Here is a 23,870-nt window from a genome sequence, read left to right as displayed (position 1 = left end):
GAATGAGTGATTACAAAAACACCCTGAATTTGCCGGACACAGGGTTCCCGATGCGCGGCGATCTGGCCAAGCGCGAGCCTGGCATGCTGCAACGCTGGTATGAACAGGACCTGTACGGGATTATCCGTAACGCTAAAAAAGGCAAGAAAACCTTTATCCTGCATGACGGCCCTCCGTATGCCAACGGCAGTATCCATATCGGTCACTCGGTTAACAAGATTCTCAAAGACATTATTATCAAGTCCAAAGGCTTGATGGGCTATGACTCCCCCTATGTGCCGGGCTGGGATTGCCACGGCCTGCCGATTGAGCTGAAAGTTGAACAGATGATCGGCAAGCCGGGCGAAAAGGTCAGCGCCGCGGAATTCCGCGCCGCCTGCCGCAAATATGCCGCCGAGCAAGTGGAAGGCCAGAAAAAAGATTTTATCCGCCTGGGCGTGCTGGGCGAATGGGATCATCCTTACCTGACGATGGATTTCGGCACCGAAGCCAATATTATCCGTTCGCTCGGCAAAATCATCGCCAACGGCCATCTGCATAAAGGCGCCAAGCCGGTGCATTGGTGTATCGACTGCCGTTCCGCGCTGGCTGAGGCGGAAGTCGAGTATTACGATCGCACCTCGCCCTCCATCGACGTGGCTTTCCAGGCGGTCGACGCCGACGCCGTGGCGGCAAAATTCGGCGTGAGCGGGGTTGCCGGGCCGGTGTCGCTGGTGATCTGGACCACCACGCCCTGGACCCTGCCGGCCAACCGGGCGATTTCGGTCCATCCGGACTTCGAGTATCAGCTGGTCGCGGTGGACGGGCAAAACTGGATACTGGCCGCCGACCTGGTGGCAAGCGTAATGCAGCGTGCGGGTATCGCCCAATGGACCGTGCTGGGCAGTTGTAAAGGCGGCGCGCTGGAACTGCTGCGCTTTCGCCACCCGTTTATGGGCTTCGACGTGCCGGCGATCCTGGGTCAGCATGTGACGCTGGAAGCCGGTACCGGCGCGGTGCATACCGCGCCCGGCCATGGCCCGGACGATTATGTCATCGGCCAGCAATACGGCCTGGAGGTCGCCAATCCGGTGGGGCCGGACGGGTGCTACCTGCCGGGGACCTATCCGGATCTCGACGGGCTGCAGGTGTTCAAGGCCAACGATGTGGTGGTCGAATTATTGCGCGCGCACGGCGCGCTGGTGCATGTGGAAAAGCTGGTGCACAGCTATCCGCACTGCTGGCGTCATAAGACCCCCATCATTTTCCGCGCCACGCCGCAGTGGTTTATCAGCATGGATCAGAAAGGGCTGCGCAAACGTTCCCTGGAAGAAATCAGGGAAGTGCAGTGGATCCCGGGCTGGGGACAGGCGCGCATCGAAAATATGGTGGCCAATCGTCCCGACTGGTGTATCTCGCGCCAGCGCACCTGGGGCGTGCCGATGTCGCTGTTTGTCCATAAGGATACCGAGGAGCTCCATCCGCGCACGCTGGAGTTGATGGAAGAAGTGGCCAAACGGGTCGAGAAAGACGGCATCCAGGCCTGGTGGGATCTGGATCCCGCCGCTATCCTCGGGGCTGAGGCGGACGAGTATACCAAAGTGCCGGATACCCTGGACGTGTGGTTCGACTCCGGTTCGACGCACTCGTCCGTGGTAGCGGTCCGCCCGGAATTCGGCGGCCACGAGCCGGATATGTACCTGGAAGGTTCCGACCAGCATCGCGGCTGGTTTATGTCGTCGCTGATGATTTCCACCGCCATCAAAGGCCAGGCGCCCTATCGCCAGGTGCTGACCCACGGTTTTACCGTCGACGGGCAGGGGCGTAAAATGTCCAAATCCATCGGCAACGTGGTCAGCCCGCAGCAGGTGATGGATAAACTCGGCGGGGACATCCTGCGTCTGTGGGTGGCTTCCACCGATTATACCGGTGAAATGGCGGTCTCCGACGAGATCCTTAAGCGCTCCGCCGACGCGTACCGGCGTATTCGCAATACCGCGCGGTTCCTGCTGGCCAACCTGAATGGGTTCGACCCGGCGCTGCACAGCGTCAAGCCGCAGGAGATGGTGGTGCTGGATCGCTGGGCCGTGGGCCGGGCGCAGGCGGCGCAGGCGGAAATCATCGCCGCCTACGACAGCTATGACTTCCATAACGTCGTGCAGCGCATGATGCAGTTCTGCTCGGTGGAAATGGGGTCGTTTTACCTGGATATCATCAAAGATCGCCAGTACACCACCCAGGCCGACAGTATCGCCCGCCGCAGTTGCCAGACCGCGCTGTACCATATCGCCGAAGCGCTGGTGCGCTGGATGGCGCCGATCCTGTCTTTTACCGCCGATGAGATCTGGGGCTTCATGCCGGGTGAACGCGCCCAGTATGTCTTCACCGAAGAGTGGTATGAAGGGTTGTTCGGACTGGACGCCGGTGAAACCATGAACGACGCTTACTGGGAACAGGTGTTGAAGGTGCGCGGCGAAGTGAACAAAGTGCTTGAGCAGGCCCGCGCCGATAAAATCATCGGCGGGTCGCTGGAGGCCCGGGTCACCCTGTATGCCGAACCGGCCCTGGCGAAAACGCTGGGGGCGCTGGGTGAAGAGTTGTATTTTGCCCTGCTGACTTCGCGCGCCGATGTGGCTGATTACAGCGCGGCGGGAGAGGATGCCCAGCAGTGCGAAGGATTGAAGGGCCTTAAAATCGCCCTGGCTAAGGCCGATGGTGAAAAATGCCCGCGTTGCTGGCATTTTGAAACCGATATCGGCGCTGACGCCGGGCATCCCGAAATTTGCGGGCGTTGCGTCACTAACGTGGCCGGCCCGGGCGAAGAGCGTAAATTTGTCTGATGAGTAAATCCTTAGCATCCACCGGTCTGCGCTGGCTTTGGCTGGCGCTGGTCGTACTGATTATCGACCTGGGCAGCAAGCAGTTGATCATGCAGCATTTTATGTTGCATGAGACGTTGCCGCTGATCCCGTTTTTTAACATTTTTTATGCCCACAACTATGGCGCGGCGTTCAGTTTTCTGGCCGATAAAGGGGGATGGCAGCGTTGGATGTTTGCCATTATCGCCCTGGTCATCGCCGTGGCGTTGATGATATTAATGTACCGTTCAGACAGCCGCCAAAGAATGACCAATTGCGCCTACGCCTTGATTATCGGCGGCGCGCTGGGCAATCTCTTTGACCGCCTGGTGCATGGCGTGGTCATCGATTTCATTGATTTTTATGTCGGTGACTGGCACTTCCCCACCTTCAACGTGGCGGATTCGGCCATTTGTATCGGCGCACTCCTGATCGTGCTGGAAGGGTTTATGCATCCGGCCGATAAAACGGCTAAGCAGAAAGGTTAAGCGGCATGTCCGAACAGGTGCAGTCCGACAGCGCGGTGCTGGTGCATTTCGACCTTAAACTCGAGGATGGCACCCTCGCCGAATCCACCCGGCGCGAAAATAAACCGGCGCTGTTCCGTCTTGGCGATGATAGCCTTTCACCGGCCCTTGAACAGTCGTTGCTCGGGCTGCGCGTGGGGGATAAAAAATCGTTTTCCCTGGCGCCGGAGTCGGCGTTCGGGCCGGTTAATCCGGATTTGATCCAGTTTTTTTCCCGCCGGGATTTTATCGAAACCGGCGTGCCCGACGTGGGCACCATTATGCTGTTTACCGCCATCAGCGGTAATGAAATGCCCGGATTGATTCGTGACGTGGCCGAGGAGTCGATCACCGTGGATTTTAACCATCCGCTGGCGGGTCGCACGGTCTATTTCGATATCGACGTATTGGCAATTGATCCGCAGCAGGAGGATAAACATGCGCATCTTACTGGCTAACCCGCGGGGTTTTTGCGCCGGTGTCGACCGGGCCATCAGTATTGTCGAACGCGCGCTGGAGATTTACGGCGCGCCGATCTACGTGCGTCACGAAGTGGTGCACAATCGCTATGTGGTGGAGTCGCTGCGCGCCAGCGGCGCCATTTTTATCGAGCAAATTGACGAAGTGCCCGACGGCTCTATCCTGATTTTCTCGGCCCACGGCGTATCGCAGGCGGTGCGCGCCGAGGCGAAAAACCGCGATTTGACGGTATTCGACGCGACCTGCCCGCTGGTGACCAAGGTGCATATGGAAGTGGCGCGCGCCAGCCGTAAAGGAACGGAAGCCATTTTGATTGGTCACGCCGGGCATCCGGAGGTCGAGGGCACCATGGGGCAATACAATAACCCCAACGGCGGCATGTACCTGGTGGAGTCGCCCAAGGATGTCTGGAAACTGCGGGTGAAGGACGATGCCAACCTGTGCTTTATGACCCAGACCACGCTGTCGGTGGACGATACCTCGGATGTTATCGACGCGCTGCGCGAACGGTTTCCGTTGATTATCGGACCGCGTAAAGACGATATCTGTTATGCCACCACCAACCGCCAGGAAGCGGTGCGCGAGCTGGCCGCCGATGCTGACGTGGTGCTGGTGGTCGGCTCGAAAAACTCGTCTAACTCCAACCGGCTGGCCGAGCTGGCCCAGCGGGTGGGCAAACCGGCCTATCTTATCGATACCGCGGCGGATATCCAGGAAAGCTGGCTGCAGGGTATCGATACCATCGGGGTAACCGCCGGCGCTTCCGCGCCGGATATTCTGGTGCGGGAGGTGATTGCGCGTCTGCAGGGGCTCGGTGGCGAAGGGGCGGAGGAACTGATCGGGCGCGAGGAGAATATTGTGTTCGAGGTGCCGAAGGAGCTGCGGGTGAATGTGAGGGTGGTGGAGTAAGACCGGCTTTTGCTTGCGCCGCATGCTCTGTAAATGACATTTCCAGTCGCCCGCGGCGGTTTGATGCGGCGACGCGGTAAACCTGTTCTTATCGTGCCCCGGTACGTGCAAGCGAGGGGCTTCAAATCCCTTTTGGCGATCGATCAATTTGGCGGCAGTCAAATTGATCGTATTCAATGGGATGTGCCGGTTTTTTATCCCTGTTCTACAGTCTGAACCGGTATTCCGGGGCGCCGACGGCGCTGGTATAAACATGCAGCAACGCGCCGTCGAGCGCGCCGGGAGGATCGAGATTTTTGCCGGCGCTGGTGATAAATAATTCATTACGCCCGGGGCCGCCGAAAGCACAGCAGCTCGGTTGGCGTACCGGTAACGGCAGATCCTCGATTAGCGTCAGTTCGCCATCGCCGATGGCGTAGCGGCTCAGGCAGCCATGGCCGAAGCGCGCGTTGATCAGTTCTCCGGCCGCGGTCAGCGCCGAACCGTCGGGGGTCTTGTCTCCGGCATCGAATACCCGCAGGCGGGCGGTATTGATGGCGGCGGCGTCGCTGGCGTAAAACCGTTTTTCGGCGCTGTCGGCAAACCACACCCGGTCGCCATGCCACGCCAGGGTATTGGGGATGGTGACATGGCCCATCATGCTCCGCGGCCGCGCTTCGCCGGCGGCAAAGCGGTACCAGCCGCCGATAGGACGCTCTTCCGCCAGGTCCATGGTGCTAAACCATAATGAGCCGTCGGGGGCGATGGCCGCCTCGTTTGGCCGGGTGCCGGCGGCGTCGGCCGGGTAGGGGCACAGGAGCTCAAGGCGTGGGGTATCCCGGCCGGCGCTGCTCTTTTCATAGTGATAAAGCAGTATGCCCTGCTGCGCCACGATCAGGAACTGCTCTTCCCGCTCGGTCGGCAGCGCCGCGCTGAACAGACAATCCAACCGGCGCTGTTCGACGCATCCCCGGGAGGGCCAATAGCGCAACAGGCGCTGTTGCAAAATATCTACCCACAGCAGCGATTGGCTACGGCTGCACCAGACCGGCGTTTCGCCCAGGGCGGCGCGATAATCCCCAATGGCCTGGATTGTTGAGGTAAAAAAAGGACTCATCCTGTCTCTCCGTGGCGAGTGTTCGGCTGTAGATATCCAGTATAGCCGCTTCGCGCCGGATCATCCGCGCCCGGCACCGGCCCGGAGATGAATAAACATTCATTTCTCCCGCGCTGCGGCCGCACCCGGCCCGGTCCATTGCCGTGACTGATGAAAGCCGGCTTCTGACATATAATGCTAATTCCAGGGGAAATCCGCTGGCGGCAATCCGGGACGGCGGTTACCCTAAACTGATTTTATCATGCCAACCAACAGAGAGTGTCTATGAGCGTAACACCAGTTCGCATCGCCATCGCCGGTGCGGGCGGCCGTATGGGCCGCCAACTGATCCAGGCGGTAATGCAATCGGAACAGGCGTGCCTGGGGGCGGCGCTCGAGCGCGCCGGCTCAAGCCTGATTGGCGCGGACGCGGGGGAGTTGGCCGGGCAGGGCGCGTTGGGGATAAGGGTCGGCGACAGCCTGGAAGCCATTAAAGATGACTTTGATATCTTTATCGATTTTACCCGGCCGGAAGGCACCCTGACGCATATGGAATTTTGTCGGCTGCATGGCAAAGGCATGATTATCGGCACTACCGGTTTTGACGAGGGGCAGAAGGCGCGAATCGGGCAAGCCGCCGGGCAGATCGGCATTGTCTTTGCCGCTAATTTCAGCGTGGGGGTCAACGTTATGCTGAAATTACTGGATAAGGCCGCCAGGGTGATGGGCGACTATTGCGACATCGAGATCATCGAGGCGCACCACCGTCACAAGGTGGACGCGCCTTCTGGCACCGCGCTTGCCATGGGGGAAACCATCGCCGGGGCGCTGGGCCGCAACCTCAAGGACTGCGCCGTATACAGTCGCGAGGGCCATACCGGCGAGCGTGTGCCCCATTCCATCGGCTTCGCCGCCATACGCGCCGGGGACATTGTCGGCGAACATACCGCGATGTTTGCCGATAACGGCGAACGTATTGAGATTACCCATAAGGCTTCCAGCCGCATGACCTTTGCCAATGGCGCGGTCAGGGCGGCAATATGGCTGAAAGCGCAGAAAGCGGGCCTTTATACCATGGCGGATGTGCTGGATCTGGCAAGTTTATAACTCTATTTTTTACCGCCACCTGAAGTCTGCCATTTTATCACTCTGATTAAATAGAGATAATTTTATTTTATTGGAATTATCTCTAAAAAAATCGCTTTCAATGGAAATGGAAGGCCAAATGGCTTTAAGTTTGGCTTTCAGCGGTTATTTTTCTTGGTGATTGCCATTCTGGGCTGATTATTGCGCTTTCGCGCCTGCGCCGGTTCCTTTTAACAAATTTCTGTCCACGCAACCGGTTACTCATGCCCTAAATGAGTGCTTTTTAGCGGTTTCAAGGTGTGTAACCGGCTTAATTGCCATTATTTAGTAAAAAACATCAGCCCGGGGTGGACAAATGACCAGCTCATCATTAAAATGCGCCCAATTTGCCGAAAATCTACCTTGAAGGTGTTTTTTGCATTGATTAAGATCGTTAAATCTGAATTAATATGCAAATACAATGACTGAATATTCCTTGGAGGGTGTTTTGATAAAGTCAGCGCTGTTGGTTCTGGAAGACGGAACCCAATTCCACGGTCGGGCCATTGGGGCAGCGGGAACGGCAGTGGGGGAAGTGGTCTTCAATACATCGATGACCGGCTATCAAGAAATCCTCACCGATCCTTCCTATTCCCGCCAAATCGTTACTCTCACTTATCCCCATATCGGCAATGTCGGCACCAACGAAGCAGATGAAGAATCGTCCCGCATCCAGGCCCAAGGGTTGGTCATACGCGATTTGCCGCTTATCGCCAGTAATTTTCGCAGTACCGGTTCCCTGTCGGACTACCTCAAGCAAAATAATATCGTCGGTATCGCCGATATCGATACCCGCAAACTTACCCGCCTATTGCGCGAAAAAGGCGCCCAGAACGGCTGCATTATCGCCGGCGACGCGCCTGACGCGGCGCTGGCCTTGCAAAAAGCGCGCGAATTCCCGGGACTGAAGGGCATGGATCTGGCCAGGGAAGTCAGCACCGCCGAGCAATACAGCTGGACCCAGGGCAGTTGGGCATTGCATGCCGGCCTGCCTGCGCCGGCCGCGCCGGACGCGCTGCCCTACCATGTGGTGGCGTACGATTTCGGCATCAAACGCAATATCATGCGTATGCTGGTGGATCGCGGCTGCCGCCTGACGGTGGTGCCGGCGCAGACGCCGGCCGACGTCGTCCTGGCGATGGATCCCGACGGCATCTTCCTCGCCAACGGCCCGGGCGATCCCGAACCCTGCGATTACGCCATCGCCGCCATCAAAACCTTTCTCGAGACCGAGACGCCGATCTTCGGCATCTGTCTCGGCCACCAACTGCTGGCCCTGGCCAGCGGCGCCAAGACCGTCAAAATGAAGTTCGGCCACCACGGCGGCAACCACCCGGTAAAGGATATTGACGCCAACCGGGTCATGATTACCGCCCAGAACCACGGTTTTGCGGTGGATGAAACCACGCTGCCGGCGAATCTGCGCGTAACGCATACCTCGCTGTTCGACGGTTCGTTACAGGGATTGCACCGCACGGATAAGCCGGCGTTCTGTTTCCAGGGGCATCCGGAAGCCAGCCCCGGCCCGCATGACGCCGCGCCGCTGTTCGACCATTTTATCGAGTTGATCAAGACTTACCGTTCCCAGGCAAAATAATCAGGAGCAAGACCATGCCAAAACGTACAGATATATCCAGTATCCTGATTCTGGGCGCCGGCCCGATTGTCATCGGCCAGGCGTGCGAGTTCGATTACTCCGGCGCGCAGGCGTGCAAGGCCCTGCGTGAGGAAGGCTACCGCGTGGTGCTGGTGAACTCCAACCCGGCCACCATCATGACCGATCCCGATATGGCGGATGCCACTTATATCGAGCCTATCCATTGGGAAGTGGTGCGTAAAATCATCGAAAAAGAACGCCCCGACGCCATCCTGCCGACCATGGGCGGGCAAACCGCGCTGAACTGCGCGCTGGACCTGGAGCGCGAAGGCGTTCTGGCGGAGTTCGGCGTCACCATGATTGGCGCCACCGCCGATGCCATCGACAAAGCGGAAGACCGGCAGCGTTTTGATAAGGCGATGAAAAAAATCGGTCTTGAGACCGCGCGCTCCGGTTTTGCCCACAATATGGAAGAGGCGCTGGCGGTGGCGGCGGACGTGGGTTTCCCCTGCATTATCCGTCCGTCGTTTACCATGGGCGGGTCGGGCGGCGGCATTGCCTACAACCGCGAGGAGTTCGAGGAAATCTGCGAACGCGGCCTCGATCTGTCACCCACCACCGAGCTGCTGATCGATGAGTCGCTGATTGGCTGGAAAGAGTACGAGATGGAGGTGGTGCGCGATAAAAACGATAACTGCATCATCGTGTGCTCGATTGAAAATATTGACGCCATGGGCATCCATACCGGCGATTCCATTACCGTGGCGCCGGCGCAAACCCTGACCGATAAAGAATACCAAATCATGCGTAACGCCTCGATGGCGGTATTGCGTGAAATCGGCGTGGAAACCGGCGGCTCGAACGTGCAGTTTTCGGTAAACCCTAAAAACGGCCGGCTGATTATCATCGAAATGAACCCGCGGGTTTCCCGCTCCTCGGCCCTGGCCTCCAAGGCCACCGGTTTCCCGATTGCCAAGGTGGCCGCCAAGCTGGCGGTGGGGTATACCCTCGATGAACTGATGAACGATATCACCGGCGGACGCACGCCCGCCTCGTTCGAGCCGTCCATTGACTATGTCGTCACGAAAATTCCGCGCTTTAACTTCGAGAAGTTCGCCGGCGCCAATGACCGCCTGACCACGCAGATGAAGTCGGTGGGCGAGGTGATGGCCATCGGCCGCACGCAACAGGAATCGCTGCAAAAAGCCCTGCGCGGTCTGGAGGTGGGCGTCACCGGTTTTGACCCCAAGGTCAGCCTGGACGACCCGGAAGCGCTGACCAAGATCCGCCGCGAACTCAAAGACGCCGGCTGCGATCGCATCTGGTATATCGCCGATGCTTTCCGCGCCGGGCTGTCGGTGGACGGCGTCTTTAACCTGACCAATATCGACCGCTGGTTTCTGGTGCAGATAGAAGAGCTGGTCACGCTTGAAAACGTGGTGGCGGAGAAGGGCGTCGGCGCGCTGGACGCCGAATTCCTGCGCCAGCTGAAGCGCAAAGGCTTTGCCGATGCCCGCCTGGCGACGCTTGCCGGCGTGTCGGAGGGGGAGATTCGCAAACTGCGCGAAGAGTATAACCTGCACCCGGTCTATAAACGGGTCGATACCTGCGCCGCGGAGTTCGCCACCGATACCGCCTACATGTACTCCACCTATGACGAGGAGTGCGAATCCAATCCCAGCCGCGACCGGGAAAAAATCATGGTGCTGGGCGGCGGGCCAAACCGTATCGGCCAGGGCATCGAGTTCGACTACTGCTGCGTCCACGCCTCGCTGGCGCTGCGCGAGGACGGTTACGAGACCATTATGGTCAACTGTAACCCGGAGACGGTCTCCACCGATTACGACACGTCCGATCGCCTTTATTTTGAACCCGTTACGCTTGAAGATGTGCTGGAAATCGTGCGCATCGAGCAGCCGAAAGGGGTGATTGTCCAGTATGGCGGCCAGACCCCGCTTAAACTGGCCCGGGAGCTTGAAGCGGCGGGCGTGCCGATTATCGGCACCAGCCCCGATTCCATTGACCGCGCCGAAGATCGCGAGCGCTTCCAGCAGGCGGTGGAACGCCTGGGACTCAAGCAGCCGGCCAACGCCACGGTGACCACCATCGACCAGGCGGTGGAGAAGGCGGCGACCATCGGTTATCCGCTGGTGGTGCGTCCTTCCTATGTACTGGGCGGCAGGGCGATGGAAATCGTCAACGACGATGTCGATTTGCTGCGCTACTTCCAGACCGCCGTCAGCGTCTCCAATGACGCGCCGGTGCTGCTGGACCGTTTCCTTGACGACGCGGTGGAAGTGGACGTGGACGCCATCTGCGACGGCCAGCAGGTGCTGATTGGCGGCATTATGGAACATATCGAGCAGGCGGGCGTGCACTCCGGCGATTCAGCCTGTTCGCTGCCGGCCTATACCCTTAGCCAGGAAATACAGGACGTGATGCGCCGGCAGGTCGAGCAACTGGCGTTTGAACTGCGGGTGCGCGGGCTGATGAACGTGCAGTTCGCGGTTAAGGCCAATGAAGTCTATCTGATCGAGGTCAATCCGCGCGCCGCGCGTACGGTGCCGTTTGTTTCCAAAGCCACCGGCGTGCCGCTGGCGAAGGTTGCCGCCCGGGTGATGGTGGGGCAATCGCTGGCCGACCAGGGCATTACCAAAGAGGTTATCCCGCCGTATTACTCGGTCAAGGAAGTGGTGCTGCCGTTTAATAAATTCCCCGGCGTCGACCCCATCCTGGGGCCGGAAATGCGCTCCACCGGCGAGGTGATGGGCGTGGGCCGCACCTTTGCCGAAGCCTTCGCCAAAGCCATGCTGGGCAGCCAGTCCCGCATGAAAAAATCCGGCCGGGCGCTGCTGTCGGTGCGCGCCGGCGACAAGGGCCGGGTAGTGGATTTGGCGGCGAAACTGCTCAAGCACGGCTTTGAACTGGATGCCACGCACGGCACCGCGGTGATATTGGGCGAAGCGGGAATCAATCCCCGGCTGGTGAATAAAGTGCATGAAGGGCGGCCGCATATCCAGGACCGCATTAAAAACGGCGAATATACCTATATCGTCAATACCACCGCCGGACGCCAGGCAATCGCGGACTCGAAGCTTATCCGCCGCAGCGCGCTGCAGTATAAAGTGCACTACGACACCACCATGAACGGCGGCTTCGCCACCGCCATGGCGCTAAACTCGGACCCCACCGAACGCGTGATTTCAGTTCAGGAAATGCATGCGATGCTGAAGGGATAGCGGCATATCGCCGTATCCTGGCCAGGCGCGTGGCCGGGATACGGCGGCAAAATACGCTTATCCGTGCGGGACGCTCCAGGAGCGTCCCGATTTTTTTATCCCAGGGCGACCTTGATTCCCAGGGCAATCAGCACCCCGCCCAGCAGCTTGTCCACCAATTTTTGCGTTTTGGCGAGGGCGCGGCGCACGGGACCGCTTTGGATTAATAGCACCAGCAGCGGCCACCAGACCAGCGCCAGCAACAGGATAATACCCGCGTACCAGAGTTTTTCGGCAACGTCCGATTGCACCTGCAGCACTTGGGTAAACACCGCCAGGAAAAACAGTGTGGCCTTCGGATTGAGTAAGTTATTCAAATAGCCCTGGATAAAAGCGGTTTTCAGGCTTACCGGCTGATGCGGGGCATCGTTGAGGCTTATTCTGCCGGCGCCGCGGGATAGCAGCGCCTGGATGCCGATCCAGATCAAATATCCGGCGCCGGCGTATTTCAGCAGGTTAAACAGCCAGGGTGTGGTGGTAATCAGCACTGCCAGTCCGGCGACGCAATACGACATATGGGTGGCGACGCCGCAGATCACACCAAGGGATGTCATCATGGCGGCCCGTTTGCGATAGCGGGCGGCATTCCTTATCACCAGGAAAAAGTCGGGGCCGGGAGAAAGCATGCCAAGGGTGGCGATGGAGGCGACAAACAGTGAGGTTTCTAACATGACGGACTCGGCAATCAACCAGTAAGCGCTACAGGATAACGCCGGCGCAGGGGAAGCGCACCCTCGATTTGGTTCAGCACTTATGTACCGTATCGCGGCAGCGCAGGAACGCGGCGGGACGGGCGCGATCCCGTTGCCGGGAGAACGCCGCGCCGCCGCCGGCGTTTACAGCAGATCCTCCATCCTGAAGCTAAAACCTCCCGTCCGGGACGGTGGTTCCGTCGTTTGCCCGCGTGTTGCCCCATTTTCGCCTTTAAGGATCACATCCGCCCGGCCGCGCCGGGTAACGCACAGGACTTGCCCTTGTTCCAGGGACTCAAGCGCTTGCGCCAGGTTGTTGCGCAGCGCGGTGTAACTGATGGTTTGCATATCAGCATCCAATATAATGATGAATTATCCCTTAGGTTGGCCTTGCTTTGTTCAGTTAAGCTTAACATCGGGCATTTCAAAGCGCGGCGAAATGATGCCGTATAATGTCCAGCCGAGGAACGTGACGATCGCACCCCACATCATCGCCTCTTGCCCGGAGCTGTAGAGCGCATAAAAGCTGTATAGCGCGCCGAGAAAGGCGATGCCGTTGGTGACTCGCGCCCTGGCCGGCGGCAGGCCCGCGGATTTCTGGATCACCACGGTGGCCGCCATCGACAGGATATAAGGAATAATGTTGGTGACCACCGCCAGGTTCACCAGCACGTTGAACTGTTTGTTCAGCGACGGGCTGATGGTCATCAGCGACAGACCGGTCTGGATGGCGACGATGATAAGCATGCCTTTCACCGGCGCGTCCGCCTTATTCGTGTGGGAAAACACCTTGGGAAAATAGCCGGCGTCGGCGGAGGATTTGAAGACCTGGGCGATGGTAAACTGCCAGCCCAGCAGGGAACCGACGCATGACATGATCATCAGCGCCATGATGATTTTGCCGACGAAAGGCGTAAACATATAGGAAAACGCCAGCCCGAACGGCGCGGTGGAATTCGCCAGCGCCAGGTTGGGCACGATGCCGGCGATAACATTGGTGGAGACCACATAGATAACCGCTGCCCCGAGCGTGCCGCCCAATACGGCGATCGGCACGTTGCGTTCCGGGTTTTCCACCACGTCCATATTGGCGCAGGCGGATTCCAGCCCCAGGAACGCCCAAAGCGTCATGGCGATGGAGGAGCCTATGGCCTCGAAGGTGGGGATGGCATGGGGATTCCAGGCGGCCATGTAGGCGGCGCCGCTAAACCAAAACCACCCGATCAGGGAAATGCCAACAACTGGAATAATGACGCCCCATATAGTGATACTGCTGATGTTCCCGGTAATGCGCGCGCCGCCAAAATTGGCCATGGTGGCCAGCCACAGCACCACGATGGTGGCCAGGCAGATGCCAAGCGGCGTGAGGGTTTGTCCCACCAGTTCCGTACCGTAGCCAACGGCTGATATGGCAATGGCGACATTGGCGATCAGCAGGGAAACGCCATAGGTGTAATTGGCCATGAAGTTACCGGATTTGCCGAAGGCATATTCCGCATAGCCGCCCATCCCGCCGGGCTTGCGGCTGAACATGCCGCATTTGGCGAACGCGTAGGCCAACGCCATCGACCCCAGGGCGGTAACCAGCCAGGAGACAATGGACAGGGTCCCGACCTCCGCCAGTTTGGTGGGCAGCATGATAATGCCGGAACCCATCATATTCACGGCGGTCAGGACGGTGAGCTGCACCACGCCCATTTTATTTTTCGTTTTATTCATGATCATGGTCCTTTTTGTTTATTGTTTAACGACATAACCATAGGCGTGCTGTATTCCATCCCGATCGCGCTCAAGATAAACCCCCTGCAGCTCCGGCGAGAAGCCGGGCAGCAAATTGATGCCTTCCTCCAGCGCCAGGAAATACCGTTGCACGGCGCCGCCCCACACTTCGCCGGGCACCATGCAAAGCACTCCCGGCGGGTAGGGCAGCGCGCCCTCGGCGGCGATGCGGCCTTCCGCCTTGCTCAGCGGCACCAGTTCAACATGACCGCGCACGAACTCGCCGTTGGCATCCTGCGGATTCATCGCCACCCGCGGGAAGTTCCCCTGGCGGAACATGTCCTTTTGCAGTTGTTTAACGTCGTAACTGACATATAAGTCATGCATTTCCTGGCACAGGCGTCGCAGGGTATAACCCTGGTAGCGTTGTCCATGGCTGGCGACAATGGCGGGCAGGACGTCGGATAAAGGCGCATCTTGCAGTATAAAACGTTCAAAACGGGCGATCTGGGCGACCAGGTGCTGCATTTTAGCCATATCTTCCGCCGGCGTAAGCAGGAACAGAATGGAGTTCAGATCGCATTTCTCGGGCACGATGCCGTTTTCACGCAGAAAGTTGGCCAGGATGGTCGCGGGGATGCCGAAATCGGCATACTCGCCGCTGGCGGTGTCAATACCGGGGGTGGTCAGCAGCAGTTTGCAGGGATCGACAAAATACTGGTTTGGCGCATACCCGTCGAACCCATGCCATTTTTCACCGGGCACGAAATTAAAGAAACGCAGGTCCTGCGCCATTTCGGCGGTGTCAAAATCCTGCCAGGGACGCCCTTCCACGCTTACCGGTACAAAGGGCCTGATCATCGAGCAGGTATTCAGCAGGATCTTTCGGGTCTCGATGCCCAGGGCGACACAATCCGCCCACAAGCGTCGGCCGCTTTCGCCGGCATGCATCCTGGCATTGACATCCAGCGCCGCGAACAACGGATAAAAAGGGCTGGTGGAGGCATGCAGCATAAAGGCATTGTTAAAACGCTTATGATTGCAATATCGCGCCTGCCCCTTGATATGCTGGTCCTTTTTATGAATTTGCGAGGTTTGGGAAAATCCGGCCTGCTGCTTATGCACCGACTGGGTCACGATAATGCCCGGATCGTTTTCGTTTAGCTCCAGCAGCAGCGGGGAACAATCCTTCATCATGGGAATAAACTGTTCATAGCCGACCCAGGCCGAATCAAACAGGATGTAATCGCAGAGATGGCCGATCTTATCCACCACCTGGCGCGCGTTATATATCGTGCCGTCATAAGTCCCCAGTTGGATAACCGCCAGACGGAACGGCCGGGTTTCGCCTGCGCGTGCGGGGGCCACGCGGCGAATTTGCGCGCGCAGATAATCCTCCTCGAAACAGTGGGCATCGATGCCGCCGATAAAACCGAACGGATTACGGGCGGTCTCCAGGTAAACGGGCGTCGCGCCCGCCTGGATCAAGGCGCCGTGATGAACGGATTTATGATTATTGCGATCGAACAGTACCAGGTCGCCCCGCGCCAGCAGGGCATTGGTCACCACTTTATTCGATGCCGAGGTGCCGTTAAGGACAAAATACGTTTTATCGGCGTTAAAGACTTTGGCCGCATGCTGTTGCGCCGCGCAGGGCGCGCCTTCATGAATTAACAAATCGCCCAGCTTAACGTCGGCATTACACATATCCGCACGGAACAGCGTTTCGCCGAAAAAATCAAAAAACTGGCGTCCCACCGGATGCTTACGGAAAAACTGCCCGCCCTGATGACCCGGGCAGGCAAAGGAGGAATTACCCATTTCCACATATTTCTTTAACGTGGAAAAGAAAGGCGGCAATAATTCTTTTTCATATTTTGTCGCCGCGGACTCCACCTGTTTGCCGTAAAAATCGGCATTGCCGTCGCCCAGCTCAAATACGCCGTTAACCCTTGTCAGGTCATGATTCGCCAGCTCTTCGTGGCAGCCGATGGCGACAAAAATAGGGATGTCGAGACCGGTAAGTTTGATGGCGTCAATGGCGCCGCCATGGGTTTCTGATAAGGATAATACTACCGCCGCAATATCTGAAAAATCTGTATTAAGTATATCAACCGTCTCCCTTTCGCTATTAAAACATGATTTTACCGCGGCATTGGCGACAATTTTCAAGGGTTTCATTCTATTATATTCTCCTGGAACAGGGACAAAGGATTGCCTTCGGTTAAATAGGAATCGACAGTCCCATAGTTATTTTTTAAGCATAATGATGCGTAATAGTACCTGCCGTACTATTAATAAAATGATGGCCAGAATCATGGCGAATCATCATCTCACAGCCGTGGCGGGCTGAAGATCTTCCGGATGCTGTTCAGTACGGTTCATGGACAATAGCAGCCCATCAGGATGCGTTAAAACATCTGGCTGGCGGTATTATCTATGGAGAGACGGCAATGACAGTCCCGCAGAAGAGGATGCCATGTCCAAGGGAAATTTATCTGAAAGAGAAAAAAGAGAAAGAGAAATAGTCACGGCATCGGGGCATCATTAAATGCCTCACTCTGCGTATATGCGCCATTTTCCGGTTATTGTTTTCCATTATGGTTACCTGTTAGTGGGTAAGCAACGAACTGACAGGCGCTATACTATCGGCCATGGAGCCGTTTTCTGTGATCAATCTCATGATTATGGCGGTTCTTTATGGCCGCTATTTAGGCTTAATAAATAAAAATCCAGCGGCGGCAAGATTGTCTTTTTTAAAAAAAAATAAATGGACCGCATGATAATTCATTTCATTTTGGCGGGGGAAATTTCTGAAAAACGAGTGCGTAAATTTAAGCAGTTGAATATGATTAAAGACATGTACAGGTAAGGCACCAAAACAGGATTAAATCGCCTCAGCGCCCGTGATATTGGATTATCGACCAGGCTATCGTCCCTTGGACGGTCGCCAATGCTGTTTAACGCGGGATGCCCATAGAAGATCATCTGCATGATAATACGTAATTATTGCATATATCGGAAAGAGGAATATCCAGGCTTTGGCGCTGCGCAGGCGTGGATCGGCCCACGCCGGGGGGATAACGCCACACGCCCGATAGCACGAAATGCTAAACCCTAAAACGCGCCGGTAGATCAGTGTCATGTACAGCATCGGCGTTGAGAAGAAAGCCGGAGGAGTATTGTTTGCCGGGGTAGTTAATTTTATGTAGATATTAAGTTAATTTTTTAAAAGCCCCGCGGCGAATATCACCCGCCGGTATTTAGAACATTATGGCTTTCGTCATGGCATAATTATGGCTTGCCGCCGTTTTTGTTACATGTTAAGAAAAGAGCGTCCATTAAGCGTAGGGTTATCGGAGTGTGGTTGGGTATGGTGCATGTCGATGGGTAGTGAAATAACGCAAGATCAGCAGCGGGTTATCACCCGGCTGTGTATTGAATGCGCGCTCCTGCTGCTGCAGCATGGCGCGGAAAGCATGATCGTGGAGCAGTTGTCGACACGCCTTGGGCGGGCTTTGGGTGTCCAGCGGGTGGAAAGCTCTATTTCAGCCAATGCCATAGTATTGACCACCATTATCAATGATTTTTGCCTGACATCGACGCGCAAAAATAACGATCGCGGCATTAATATGCATGTGGTCACGCAGGTGCAGCATATCGTCATTATGACCGAGCATCGTTTGCTGGATGTCGCCGACGTGACCAAACGCCTGGCCAATATTAAAGCGATGCGCTACCCCCGCTGGCTGATGGTCATCATCGTCGGTCTCTCCTGCGGGTGTTTCAGCCGCCTGAATGGCGGGGGATGGGATGCCTTTGCCGTGACGCTGTTTGCCAGCGGACTGGCCATGTACGTGCGCCAGCTGTTGACCGCCCGGCAAATGAATCCGCTGATCAATTTTTGTATTACCGCGTTTGTCGCCACCTCCGCCTCCGGGCTGCTGATGCGGCTGCCGGTGTTCCAGGGCACGTCGCTGGTGGCGATGCCGGCCAGCGTCCTGCTGCTGGTGCCGGGTTTCCCGCTGATTAATGCGGTGGCGGATATGTTCAAGGGCCATGTCAATACCGGCCTGGCGCGCTGGACCATGGCCAGCCTGCTGACGTTATCGATTTGCATCGGTATTGTCCTGGCGATGGCGGTGTGGGATTTCCGGGGATGGTCATGAATCTGTTGCTGGCGTTACTGGAGGATATGCTGCTGGCGGCCGTACCGGCCCTGGGTTTCGCCATGGTGTTCAACGTGCCGGTAAAAGCGCTGCGCTATTGCGCGCTGCTCGGGGCCATCGGCCACGGAACGCGCATGTTGCTTATCCATTTCGGCATGAATATTGAATGGGCTTCCCTGCTGGCCGCGATCCTGATAGGCATCATCGGCATTCATTGGTCGCGCTGGCTGCTGGCGCACCCGAAGGTGTTTACCGTGGCGGCCGTGATCCCCATGTTTCCCGGCATCTCCGCCTACAGCGCGATGGTGGCGGCGGTGGAAATTTCCCATTTAGGCTATAGCGACGCGCTGATGTCGATCCTGGTTACGCAATTCCTCAAGGCGGGTTTTATTGTCGGCGCGCTGTCGATCGGGTTGTCGCTGCCGGGATTATGGCTATACCGAAAACGCCCGGGAGTATAGGTGTTAGGCGCTTTCTGAATTTTGTGATGGACGTCTGCCGAGGCGCTCGACGGTCGGCGGCAGTTTCCGTATAGTGGCAGCAATTTGACAGCTTGTAAGAGTTTATATGAAAATTAGCCTGATTGCCGCGCTGGCCGTCGATCGCGTGATTGGCCTTGAGAACGCCATGCCCTGGCATCTGCCTGCCGATATGGCCTGGTTTAAGCGCAATACCCTGCATAAACCGGTGATCATGGGCAGGCGTACCTATGAATCCATCGGCCAGCCCCTGCCGGGGCGGTTGAATATCGTCCTTAGCCGCCATCCGGCGGCGGACGACCGCGTCACCTGGGTGACCACGCCGGAACAGGCCCTGGCCGCCGCCGGTGAGGCGGAGGAAGTGATGGTGATTGGCGGCGGCAAGATCTATGCGCATTTCCTGCCGCAGGCCGCGCGTCTTTACCTGACGCATATTGATGCCGAGATTGACGGCGATACCTATTTCCCGGAGTACGAACCGGATCAGTGGCAGTCCACTTTCAGCGAATTCCACGATGCCGATGAGAAGAACAGCCACAGTTTCTGCTGGGAAATACTCGATCGCCGCTAAGCGCAGACGTCGGCGTTAACGCCGAATCAACGGCCATCCGGTCGTTGATTCCCTCCCCTTACATAAGCGCCGTGGCCTCGACGCCGCTCTCATCCTGGCGATTGGAGGGCTGGATAAAGTAGCGTTTATCTTCCCAGCGCAGCATGGTCAGGTGGCCGCCCCAGCAGCAGCCGGTGTCCAGCGCATACACATTCGCCGGCGTGCCTTTACCCTCAAGCGACGCCCAGTGACCGAAGGCAATGCTGTAGTTCTCCGCCACCGGTCCCGGGATCATAAACCAGGGCCGCAGCGGGGCAGGGGCGCTGCCGGGCGCATCCTTGGCAATCATATCCAACTGGCCGTTGGGGAAACAGTAGCGCATCCGGGTCAGGGCATTGGTGCTAAATCGCAGCCGCGCCAGGCCGCTTAGCTCGGGCGACCAATTGCTGGGCATATCCCCGTACATCGCGTCCAGGAACAGCGGGTAGCTGTCGCTGCTGAGTATCGCTTCCACTTCCCGGGCGCAGGTCTTGGCGGTGTCCAGATCCCACTGCGGGGTAATGCCGGCATGGGCCATCACCAGTTTTTTTTCTTCGTCCACCTGCAGCACCGGTTGCCGGCGCAGCCAGTTGATCAGCGTATCGGCGTCGGGGGCTTCCAGCAACGGGGTAATACGATCACGGGGTTTATTACGGCTGATGCCGGCGTAGACCGCCAGCAGGTGCAGATCATGATTGCCCAGCACCATCCGCACGCAGTCGCCGAGTTCGCGCACAAAACGCAACACTTCCAGCGAAGCGGGCCCGCGCGCCACCAGATCGCCGGTGAGCCAGAGGGTATCCGCCGCGGGATTGAAGGTCACTTGGGACAACAGTGACGTCAGCTCGTCGTAGCAGCCATGAATATCCCCGATTAAGTATGTCGACATAATTAGTGTATAAGTGTTGGGATTGCTAAGCGAAAGACGGGAATGGCAATACGAAAAGACTGCCCCTCATGATCCAGCATTTCATAGTGGCCTTCCATCGTGCCCAAAGGCGTTTCGAGAATGGCCCCGCTGGTATATTGAAACTCGCTGCCGGGCAGGATGATCGGCTGCTCGCCGACCACGCCCTCGCCCTGGACCTGTGTTTCCTTGCCGTTGGCGTTGGTTATCAGCCAATAACGCCCGACCAGCTGTACGTTATGCCGCCCGAGATTACGTACGGTAATAGTATAAGCAAAGACATAACGCTCCTGTTCGGGCATAGACTGTGTCTCGACATACATACTTTGAACCTGTACACAAACGCGTGGCGAATTAATCATGACAGCTGCTCCTGTTATTCCTGTTGCGAAGGGTGCTCCGCCAGCCAGTTCGCCAGTTGGCAGTACTGCGCCACGGTAATATTTTCAGCGCGCAGGATCGGGTCGATGCCCAATGCCTTTAATTGCTCCGCGGTAAAAAGGTTACCCAGGCTGTTACGCACGGTTTTGCGGCGCTGGTTAAACGCCTGGCTGGTAATGCGCGCCAGCACCTGCAGGTCGCTGACCGGGTAGGGCAGCTCGGCGTAAGGCACCAGCCGTACCACCGCGGAGTCCACTTTTGGCGCCGGCCGGAATGAGGTCGGCGGCACTTCCAGCACGGGAATGATCTGGCAATAATACTGCGCCATCACGCTCAGGCGGCCATAGGCTTTGCTGTCCGGGCCGGCGACCAGCCGGTTGACCACTTCTTTTTGCAACATAAAATGCATGTCGCGGATTGCCTGAGTATAGCCGAAAAGGTGAAACATCAACGGCGTGGAAATATTGTACGGGAGATTGCCGAATACCCGCAACGGCTGCCCAAGCTGTCGCGACAGTTCGGCAAAATCCACCGTCATGGCATCCTGCTGCACAATGGTCAGCTTGCTGTTCAGGAACGGATGCGTCGCCAGGCGGGCGGCCAGATCGCGATCAAGCTCGATGACCGTCATATGATCGATGCGTTCCGCCACCGGTTCGGTCAGCGCGCCGAGGCCGGGGCCGATTTCCACCATGGCCTGATCGGGCAGGGGATGGATGGCGGAGACGATGGAATCGATAATATTGCCGTCATGAAGAAAATTCTGACCAAAACGTTTGCGGGCCAGATGGCCCTGGTGAACAAGTTTACTCATTACGGTTATTTATCATTTTAATGGCGAGATTTAACGCCGTTTTGATGCTGCCGGCCTCCGCCAGACCAGTGCCGGCCAGTTCCAGCGCGGTGCCGTGATCGACGGAGGTACGTATAAAAGGTAAACCGAGGGTAATATTGACCGCGCGGCCAAAACCCTGGTATTTCAGTACCGGCAGGCCCTGGTCGTGGTACATCGCCAGCACCGCGTCGGCATGCTGCAGGTATTTGGGCTGAAACAGCGTGTCGGCCGGCAACGGCCCGACCAGGTCATAGCCTTCCCCGCGCAGGGCGTCCAGCGTGGGGATAATGATATCGATCTCTTCCCGGCCCATATGCCCGCCTTCGCCCGCATGGGGGTTCAGGCCGCAGACGTAGATACGTGGACGGGGAATGCCGAACTGCGCGCGTAAATCATGATCGAGAATGGCGATCACTTCCCGCAGGGTTTGCGCCGTGATGGCCGCCGGCACCGCCGATAATGGCAGGTGGGTGGTCGCCAGCGCCACGCGCAGCGATTCGGTGGCCAACATCATGACCACCCGTTCGCGCCGGCTGCGCCCGGCGAAAAATTCGGTATGGCCGGTAAAGGCCAGACCGCCGTCGTTAATAATGCCCTTGTGCACCGGGCCGGTAAGCAGGGCGGCGAACTCGCCGTCCAGGCATCCGTCGCAGGCGCGCGCCAGGGTGTCCACAACATAGCCGCTGTTGGCGACATCCAGCGCGCCGGGCGTAACCGGGGCGGGGGCGGTAATGGCCAGTACGCTGACGCTGCCGGCAGGCCTCGGCGCCGCCGGCTGCTGCGGCTGATAAGGGTAAAGCCGCAGCGGCAGCCCGAGGCGGCGCGCGCGGGCGAGCAGGACATCCGGATCGGCGCAGACCACCAGTTCCACCGGCCAGGCCTGCTGCGCCAGCATGGCGACCAGATCGGGACCAATCCCGGCGGGTTCGCCGGGAGTGATCGCCAGCCGCGCTTTATTGCGCATCGCCATCCATGATTTTGACGTAGGCGCCGGCACGCTGTTCCTGCATCCAGGTCTGCGATTCTTCGGCGAATTTGCGGTTGAACAGCAGGCGATAGGCCTGATCTTTTTTGGTGGCGTCGGTACGGTCAACCTGGCGCGTGTCGAGCAACTGGATCAGATGCCAGCCGAAAGAAGAATGCACCGGCTGGCTGATTTCGCCTTTCTTCAGGCGCATAAGCGCGTCCTGGAACGCGGGATCGTAAGCCTGCGGAGCGGCCCAGCCCAGATCGCCGCCCTGGTTGGCGGAGCCGGGGTCTTGTGACAGCAGTTTGGCCTGGGCGGCAAAATCGGTCTTGCCGCTTTTAATCAGCGCCAGCACCTCGTTAAGCTTGGCTTCGGCCTGCTGGTCGGTCAAGACCACCGACGGGCGCAGCAGGATATGCCGGGCATGGACTTCCGTGACCGAGACCTTTTCATCGCCGCCGCGGATATCGTTGACCTTCAGGATGTGGAAGCCGACGCCGGAGCGGATCGGACCGACAACCGCCCCTTTGGGCGCCCCCTGCAGGCGTTCAGCGAACAGGCTCGGCAATTCTTCCAGCTTGCCCCAGCCCATTTGGCCGCCTTTCAAAGCCTGCGGATCCGCTGAGTAGCTGATGGCCAGCTTGCCGAAATCGGCGCCGCCCTTGATTTGCTGCACCAGCGAGCCGGCCATGGCTTCCGCTTTATCCACCTGCTCCTGCGTCGGATTTTCCGGCAGCGGGATCAGGATATGGCTTAAATTGTATTGCGCGCCGTTGCCGGTTTGCGCCGCAATCTGCTGGGCCAGGGAATCCACTTCCTGCGGCAGGATGGTCACGCGGCGGCGTACTTCGCCGTTGCGCACTTCGGCAATCAGCATCTCCTTGCGGATTTGCTTACGATAGGTGTCGTAGCTGATGCCGTCATAGGCCAGGCGGCTGCGCAACTGATCCAGCGTCATTTTATTTTGCGCGGCAATGTTGGTAATGGATTGGGTCAGCTGTTCGTCCGTGACGGTAACGTTATTGCGCTGGGCGATGGACAGGATGATATTGTCCATGATCAAACGTTCGATAATCTGACGACGCAGCGTCGCGTCATCGGGCAACTGCTGTTTTGCATCCTGGGCATTGCGTTTCACCGATTGCAGCAGTCCGTCCACATCACTTTCGAGAACGACACTGTTATCGACCACGGCAGCAACTTTGTCCACCACTTGGGGCGCTGCGAACGCGGTTCCGGCGCACATCGCCATGCAGAGAATAAGCGTTCTCCAGTTTTTCATAACTTTTCCATTTATATCAGCCGCATTCGCGGATTCTAGATTA

21 protein-coding genes are annotated in these 23,870 nt (G+C 57.8%); 10 read left to right on the top strand and 11 right to left on the bottom strand.

All coding sequences use genetic code 11. The annotated features are described in order from the left end of the window. Positions 1–2 precede the first annotated feature (2 nt). The 4 genes from ileS to ispH are packed head-to-tail and all read left to right on the top strand — an operon-like array spanning position 3 to position 4,732. On the top strand, positions 3–2,819 hold the full coding sequence (gene ileS, locus ACL2XN_RS13205) for an isoleucine--tRNA ligase (RefSeq protein ID WP_413730941.1): 2,817 nt from the start codon (positions 3–5) through the stop codon (positions 2,817–2,819). Further along, positions 2,819–3,325: a signal peptidase II gene (gene lspA / locus ACL2XN_RS13200; protein WP_410016462.1), complete on the top strand. Its 507-nt coding sequence runs from the start codon at positions 2,819–2,821 to the stop codon at positions 3,323–3,325. The genes ileS and lspA overlap by 1 nt, the downstream gene beginning before the upstream one ends. Before the next feature lie 5 nt (positions 3,326–3,330). Continuing rightward, positions 3,331–3,801 (top strand): FKBP-type peptidyl-prolyl cis-trans isomerase, encoded by a 471-nt coding sequence (fkpB, locus tag ACL2XN_RS13195; protein ID WP_413722118.1) that lies wholly within the window; start codon positions 3,331–3,333, stop codon positions 3,799–3,801. Beyond that, positions 3,782–4,732, top strand: coding sequence for a 4-hydroxy-3-methylbut-2-enyl diphosphate reductase (ispH, locus tag ACL2XN_RS13190; RefSeq protein ID WP_410016460.1), 951 nt, complete (start codon positions 3,782–3,784; stop codon positions 4,730–4,732). Before fkpB ends, ispH begins: the two co-directional genes overlap by 20 nt. 205 nt (positions 4,733–4,937) lie before the next feature. Here ispH and ACL2XN_RS13185 read toward each other — a convergent pair whose 3' ends face one another. Continuing rightward, the gene (locus ACL2XN_RS13185; protein WP_413722119.1) at positions 4,938–5,828 is read right to left on the bottom strand and encodes an SMP-30/gluconolactonase/LRE family protein; all 891 of its coding nucleotides are present in this window, start codon (positions 5,826–5,828) and stop codon (positions 4,938–4,940) included. Positions 5,829–6,092: 264 nt separating this feature from the next. On the opposite strand from ACL2XN_RS13185, the gene dapB reads away from it, so the two are divergent. The 3 genes from dapB (at position 6,093) to carB (ending at position 11,768) form a co-directional block, all read left to right on the top strand. Next, a complete protein-coding gene (gene dapB, locus ACL2XN_RS13180) occupies positions 6,093–6,914 on the top strand; it encodes a 4-hydroxy-tetrahydrodipicolinate reductase (RefSeq protein WP_413730940.1) in 822 nt (273 codons plus the stop codon). Positions 6,915–7,380: 466 nt separating this feature from the next. After that, entirely contained in the window at positions 7,381–8,529 is a 1,149-nt protein-coding gene (gene carA, locus ACL2XN_RS13175; protein WP_410016457.1) for a glutamine-hydrolyzing carbamoyl-phosphate synthase small subunit, read from the top strand. Positions 8,530–8,543: 14 nt separating this feature from the next. Then, positions 8,544–11,768, top strand: a complete 3,225-nt coding sequence (gene carB / locus ACL2XN_RS13170) for a carbamoyl-phosphate synthase large subunit (protein WP_410016456.1) — start codon at positions 8,544–8,546, stop codon at positions 11,766–11,768. Between the two features lie 95 nt (positions 11,769–11,863). Here the strand turns inward: carB and ACL2XN_RS13165 are convergent, their stop codons facing one another. From ACL2XN_RS13165 to ACL2XN_RS13145, 5 genes are all read right to left on the bottom strand, one after another. Further along, positions 11,864–12,478 (bottom strand): LysE family translocator, encoded by a 615-nt coding sequence (locus tag ACL2XN_RS13165; RefSeq protein WP_410016455.1) that lies wholly within the window; start codon positions 12,476–12,478, stop codon positions 11,864–11,866. Between the two features lie 165 nt (positions 12,479–12,643). Beyond that, positions 12,644–12,847 (bottom strand): type II toxin-antitoxin system Phd/YefM family antitoxin, encoded by a 204-nt coding sequence (locus tag ACL2XN_RS13160; protein ID WP_410016454.1) that lies wholly within the window; start codon positions 12,845–12,847, stop codon positions 12,644–12,646. 51 nt (positions 12,848–12,898) lie between these two features. Then, positions 12,899–14,218, bottom strand: coding sequence for a putrescine-ornithine antiporter (gene potE / locus ACL2XN_RS13155; RefSeq protein WP_410016453.1), 1,320 nt, complete (start codon positions 14,216–14,218; stop codon positions 12,899–12,901). Positions 14,219–14,236: 18 nt separating this feature from the next. Continuing rightward, entirely contained in the window at positions 14,237–16,399 is a 2,163-nt protein-coding gene (gene speF, locus ACL2XN_RS13150; RefSeq protein WP_413730939.1) for an ornithine decarboxylase SpeF, read from the bottom strand. A gap of 313 nt (positions 16,400–16,712) precedes the next feature. Next, positions 16,713–16,763, bottom strand: a complete 51-nt coding sequence (locus tag ACL2XN_RS13145; RefSeq protein ID WP_413730973.1) for a hypothetical protein — start codon at positions 16,761–16,763, stop codon at positions 16,713–16,715. Between the two features lie 835 nt (positions 16,764–17,598). On the opposite strand from ACL2XN_RS13145, the gene ACL2XN_RS13140 reads away from it, so the two are divergent. The 3 genes from ACL2XN_RS13140 (at position 17,599) to folA (ending at position 19,437) form a co-directional block, all read left to right on the top strand. Beyond that, complete coding sequence (locus ACL2XN_RS13140) at positions 17,599–18,387, top strand: threonine/serine exporter ThrE family protein (protein WP_410016451.1); 789 nt, start codon at positions 17,599–17,601, stop codon at positions 18,385–18,387. Beyond that, a complete protein-coding gene (locus ACL2XN_RS13135) occupies positions 18,384–18,848 on the top strand; it encodes a threonine/serine exporter (RefSeq protein ID WP_410016450.1) in 465 nt (154 codons plus the stop codon). Before ACL2XN_RS13140 ends, ACL2XN_RS13135 begins: the two co-directional genes overlap by 4 nt. Positions 18,849–18,954: 106 nt before the next feature. After that, positions 18,955–19,437, top strand: a complete 483-nt coding sequence (gene folA, locus ACL2XN_RS13130; protein WP_413722122.1) for a type 3 dihydrofolate reductase — start codon at positions 18,955–18,957, stop codon at positions 19,435–19,437. Positions 19,438–19,495: 58 nt separating this feature from the next. Here the strand turns inward: folA and apaH are convergent, their stop codons facing one another. From apaH to surA, 5 genes are read right to left on the bottom strand one after another with little or no spacing between them, the layout of a single operon-like run. Next, positions 19,496–20,344: a bis(5'-nucleosyl)-tetraphosphatase (symmetrical) ApaH gene (gene apaH, locus ACL2XN_RS13125; protein ID WP_413722123.1), complete on the bottom strand. Its 849-nt coding sequence runs from the start codon at positions 20,342–20,344 to the stop codon at positions 19,496–19,498. 2 nt (positions 20,345–20,346) lie between these two features. Continuing rightward, on the bottom strand, positions 20,347–20,724 hold the full coding sequence (gene apaG / locus ACL2XN_RS13120) for a Co2+/Mg2+ efflux protein ApaG (protein WP_410016447.1): 378 nt from the start codon (positions 20,722–20,724) through the stop codon (positions 20,347–20,349). A 14-nt stretch (positions 20,725–20,738) separates the two neighbouring features. Further along, a complete protein-coding gene (rsmA, locus tag ACL2XN_RS13115) occupies positions 20,739–21,557 on the bottom strand; it encodes a 16S rRNA (adenine(1518)-N(6)/adenine(1519)-N(6))-dimethyltransferase RsmA (RefSeq protein WP_410016446.1) in 819 nt (272 codons plus the stop codon). Next, a complete protein-coding gene (gene pdxA / locus ACL2XN_RS13110; RefSeq protein ID WP_410016445.1) occupies positions 21,550–22,542 on the bottom strand; it encodes a 4-hydroxythreonine-4-phosphate dehydrogenase PdxA in 993 nt (330 codons plus the stop codon). Before pdxA ends, rsmA begins: the two co-directional genes overlap by 8 nt. Further along, positions 22,532–23,827, bottom strand: coding sequence for a peptidylprolyl isomerase SurA (gene surA, locus ACL2XN_RS13105; protein ID WP_413722125.1), 1,296 nt, complete (start codon positions 23,825–23,827; stop codon positions 22,532–22,534). The genes pdxA and surA overlap by 11 nt, the downstream gene beginning before the upstream one ends. Between the last annotated feature and the right edge of the window lie 43 nt (positions 23,828–23,870).

The organism is Sodalis sp. RH22, from assembly GCF_047324165.1.
Classification (GTDB): Bacteria; Pseudomonadota; Gammaproteobacteria; order Enterobacterales; family Enterobacteriaceae; genus Acerihabitans.
Note: the sequence above shows the minus strand (reverse complement) of the source record. Positions and strands in the feature narration are given on the sequence as shown.

Coding starts and splice junctions, on each gene's coding strand:
- potE (WP_410016453.1), bottom strand. CDS start 14,218: ATGAATAAAACGAAAAATAAAATGGGCGTGGTGCAGCTCACCGTCCTG.
- dapB (WP_413730940.1), top strand. CDS start 6,093: ATGAGCGTAACACCAGTTCGCATCGCCATCGCCGGTGCGGGCGGCCGT.
- carB (WP_410016456.1), top strand. CDS start 8,544: ATGCCAAAACGTACAGATATATCCAGTATCCTGATTCTGGGCGCCGGC.
- folA (WP_413722122.1), top strand. CDS start 18,955: ATGAAAATTAGCCTGATTGCCGCGCTGGCCGTCGATCGCGTGATTGGC.
- ispH (WP_410016460.1), top strand. CDS start 3,782: ATGCGCATCTTACTGGCTAACCCGCGGGGTTTTTGCGCCGGTGTCGAC.
- ACL2XN_RS13135 (WP_410016450.1), top strand. CDS start 18,384: ATGAATCTGTTGCTGGCGTTACTGGAGGATATGCTGCTGGCGGCCGTA.
- lspA (WP_410016462.1), top strand. CDS start 2,819: ATGAGTAAATCCTTAGCATCCACCGGTCTGCGCTGGCTTTGGCTGGCG.
- ACL2XN_RS13160 (WP_410016454.1), bottom strand. CDS start 12,847: ATGCAAACCATCAGTTACACCGCGCTGCGCAACAACCTGGCGCAAGCG.
- surA (WP_413722125.1), bottom strand. CDS start 23,827: ATGAAAAACTGGAGAACGCTTATTCTCTGCATGGCGATGTGCGCCGGA.
- apaG (WP_410016447.1), bottom strand. CDS start 20,724: ATGATTAATTCGCCACGCGTTTGTGTACAGGTTCAAAGTATGTATGTC.
- ileS (WP_413730941.1), top strand. CDS start 3: ATGAGTGATTACAAAAACACCCTGAATTTGCCGGACACAGGGTTCCCG.
- speF (WP_413730939.1), bottom strand. CDS start 16,399: ATGAAACCCTTGAAAATTGTCGCCAATGCCGCGGTAAAATCATGTTTT.
- rsmA (WP_410016446.1), bottom strand. CDS start 21,557: ATGAGTAAACTTGTTCACCAGGGCCATCTGGCCCGCAAACGTTTTGGT.
- apaH (WP_413722123.1), bottom strand. CDS start 20,344: ATGTCGACATACTTAATCGGGGATATTCATGGCTGCTACGACGAGCTG.
- ACL2XN_RS13165 (WP_410016455.1), bottom strand. CDS start 12,478: ATGTTAGAAACCTCACTGTTTGTCGCCTCCATCGCCACCCTTGGCATG.
- fkpB (WP_413722118.1), top strand. CDS start 3,331: ATGTCCGAACAGGTGCAGTCCGACAGCGCGGTGCTGGTGCATTTCGAC.
- pdxA (WP_410016445.1), bottom strand. CDS start 22,542: ATGCGCAATAAAGCGCGGCTGGCGATCACTCCCGGCGAACCCGCCGGG.
- ACL2XN_RS13185 (WP_413722119.1), bottom strand. CDS start 5,828: ATGAGTCCTTTTTTTACCTCAACAATCCAGGCCATTGGGGATTATCGC.
- ACL2XN_RS13140 (WP_410016451.1), top strand. CDS start 17,599: ATGTCGATGGGTAGTGAAATAACGCAAGATCAGCAGCGGGTTATCACC.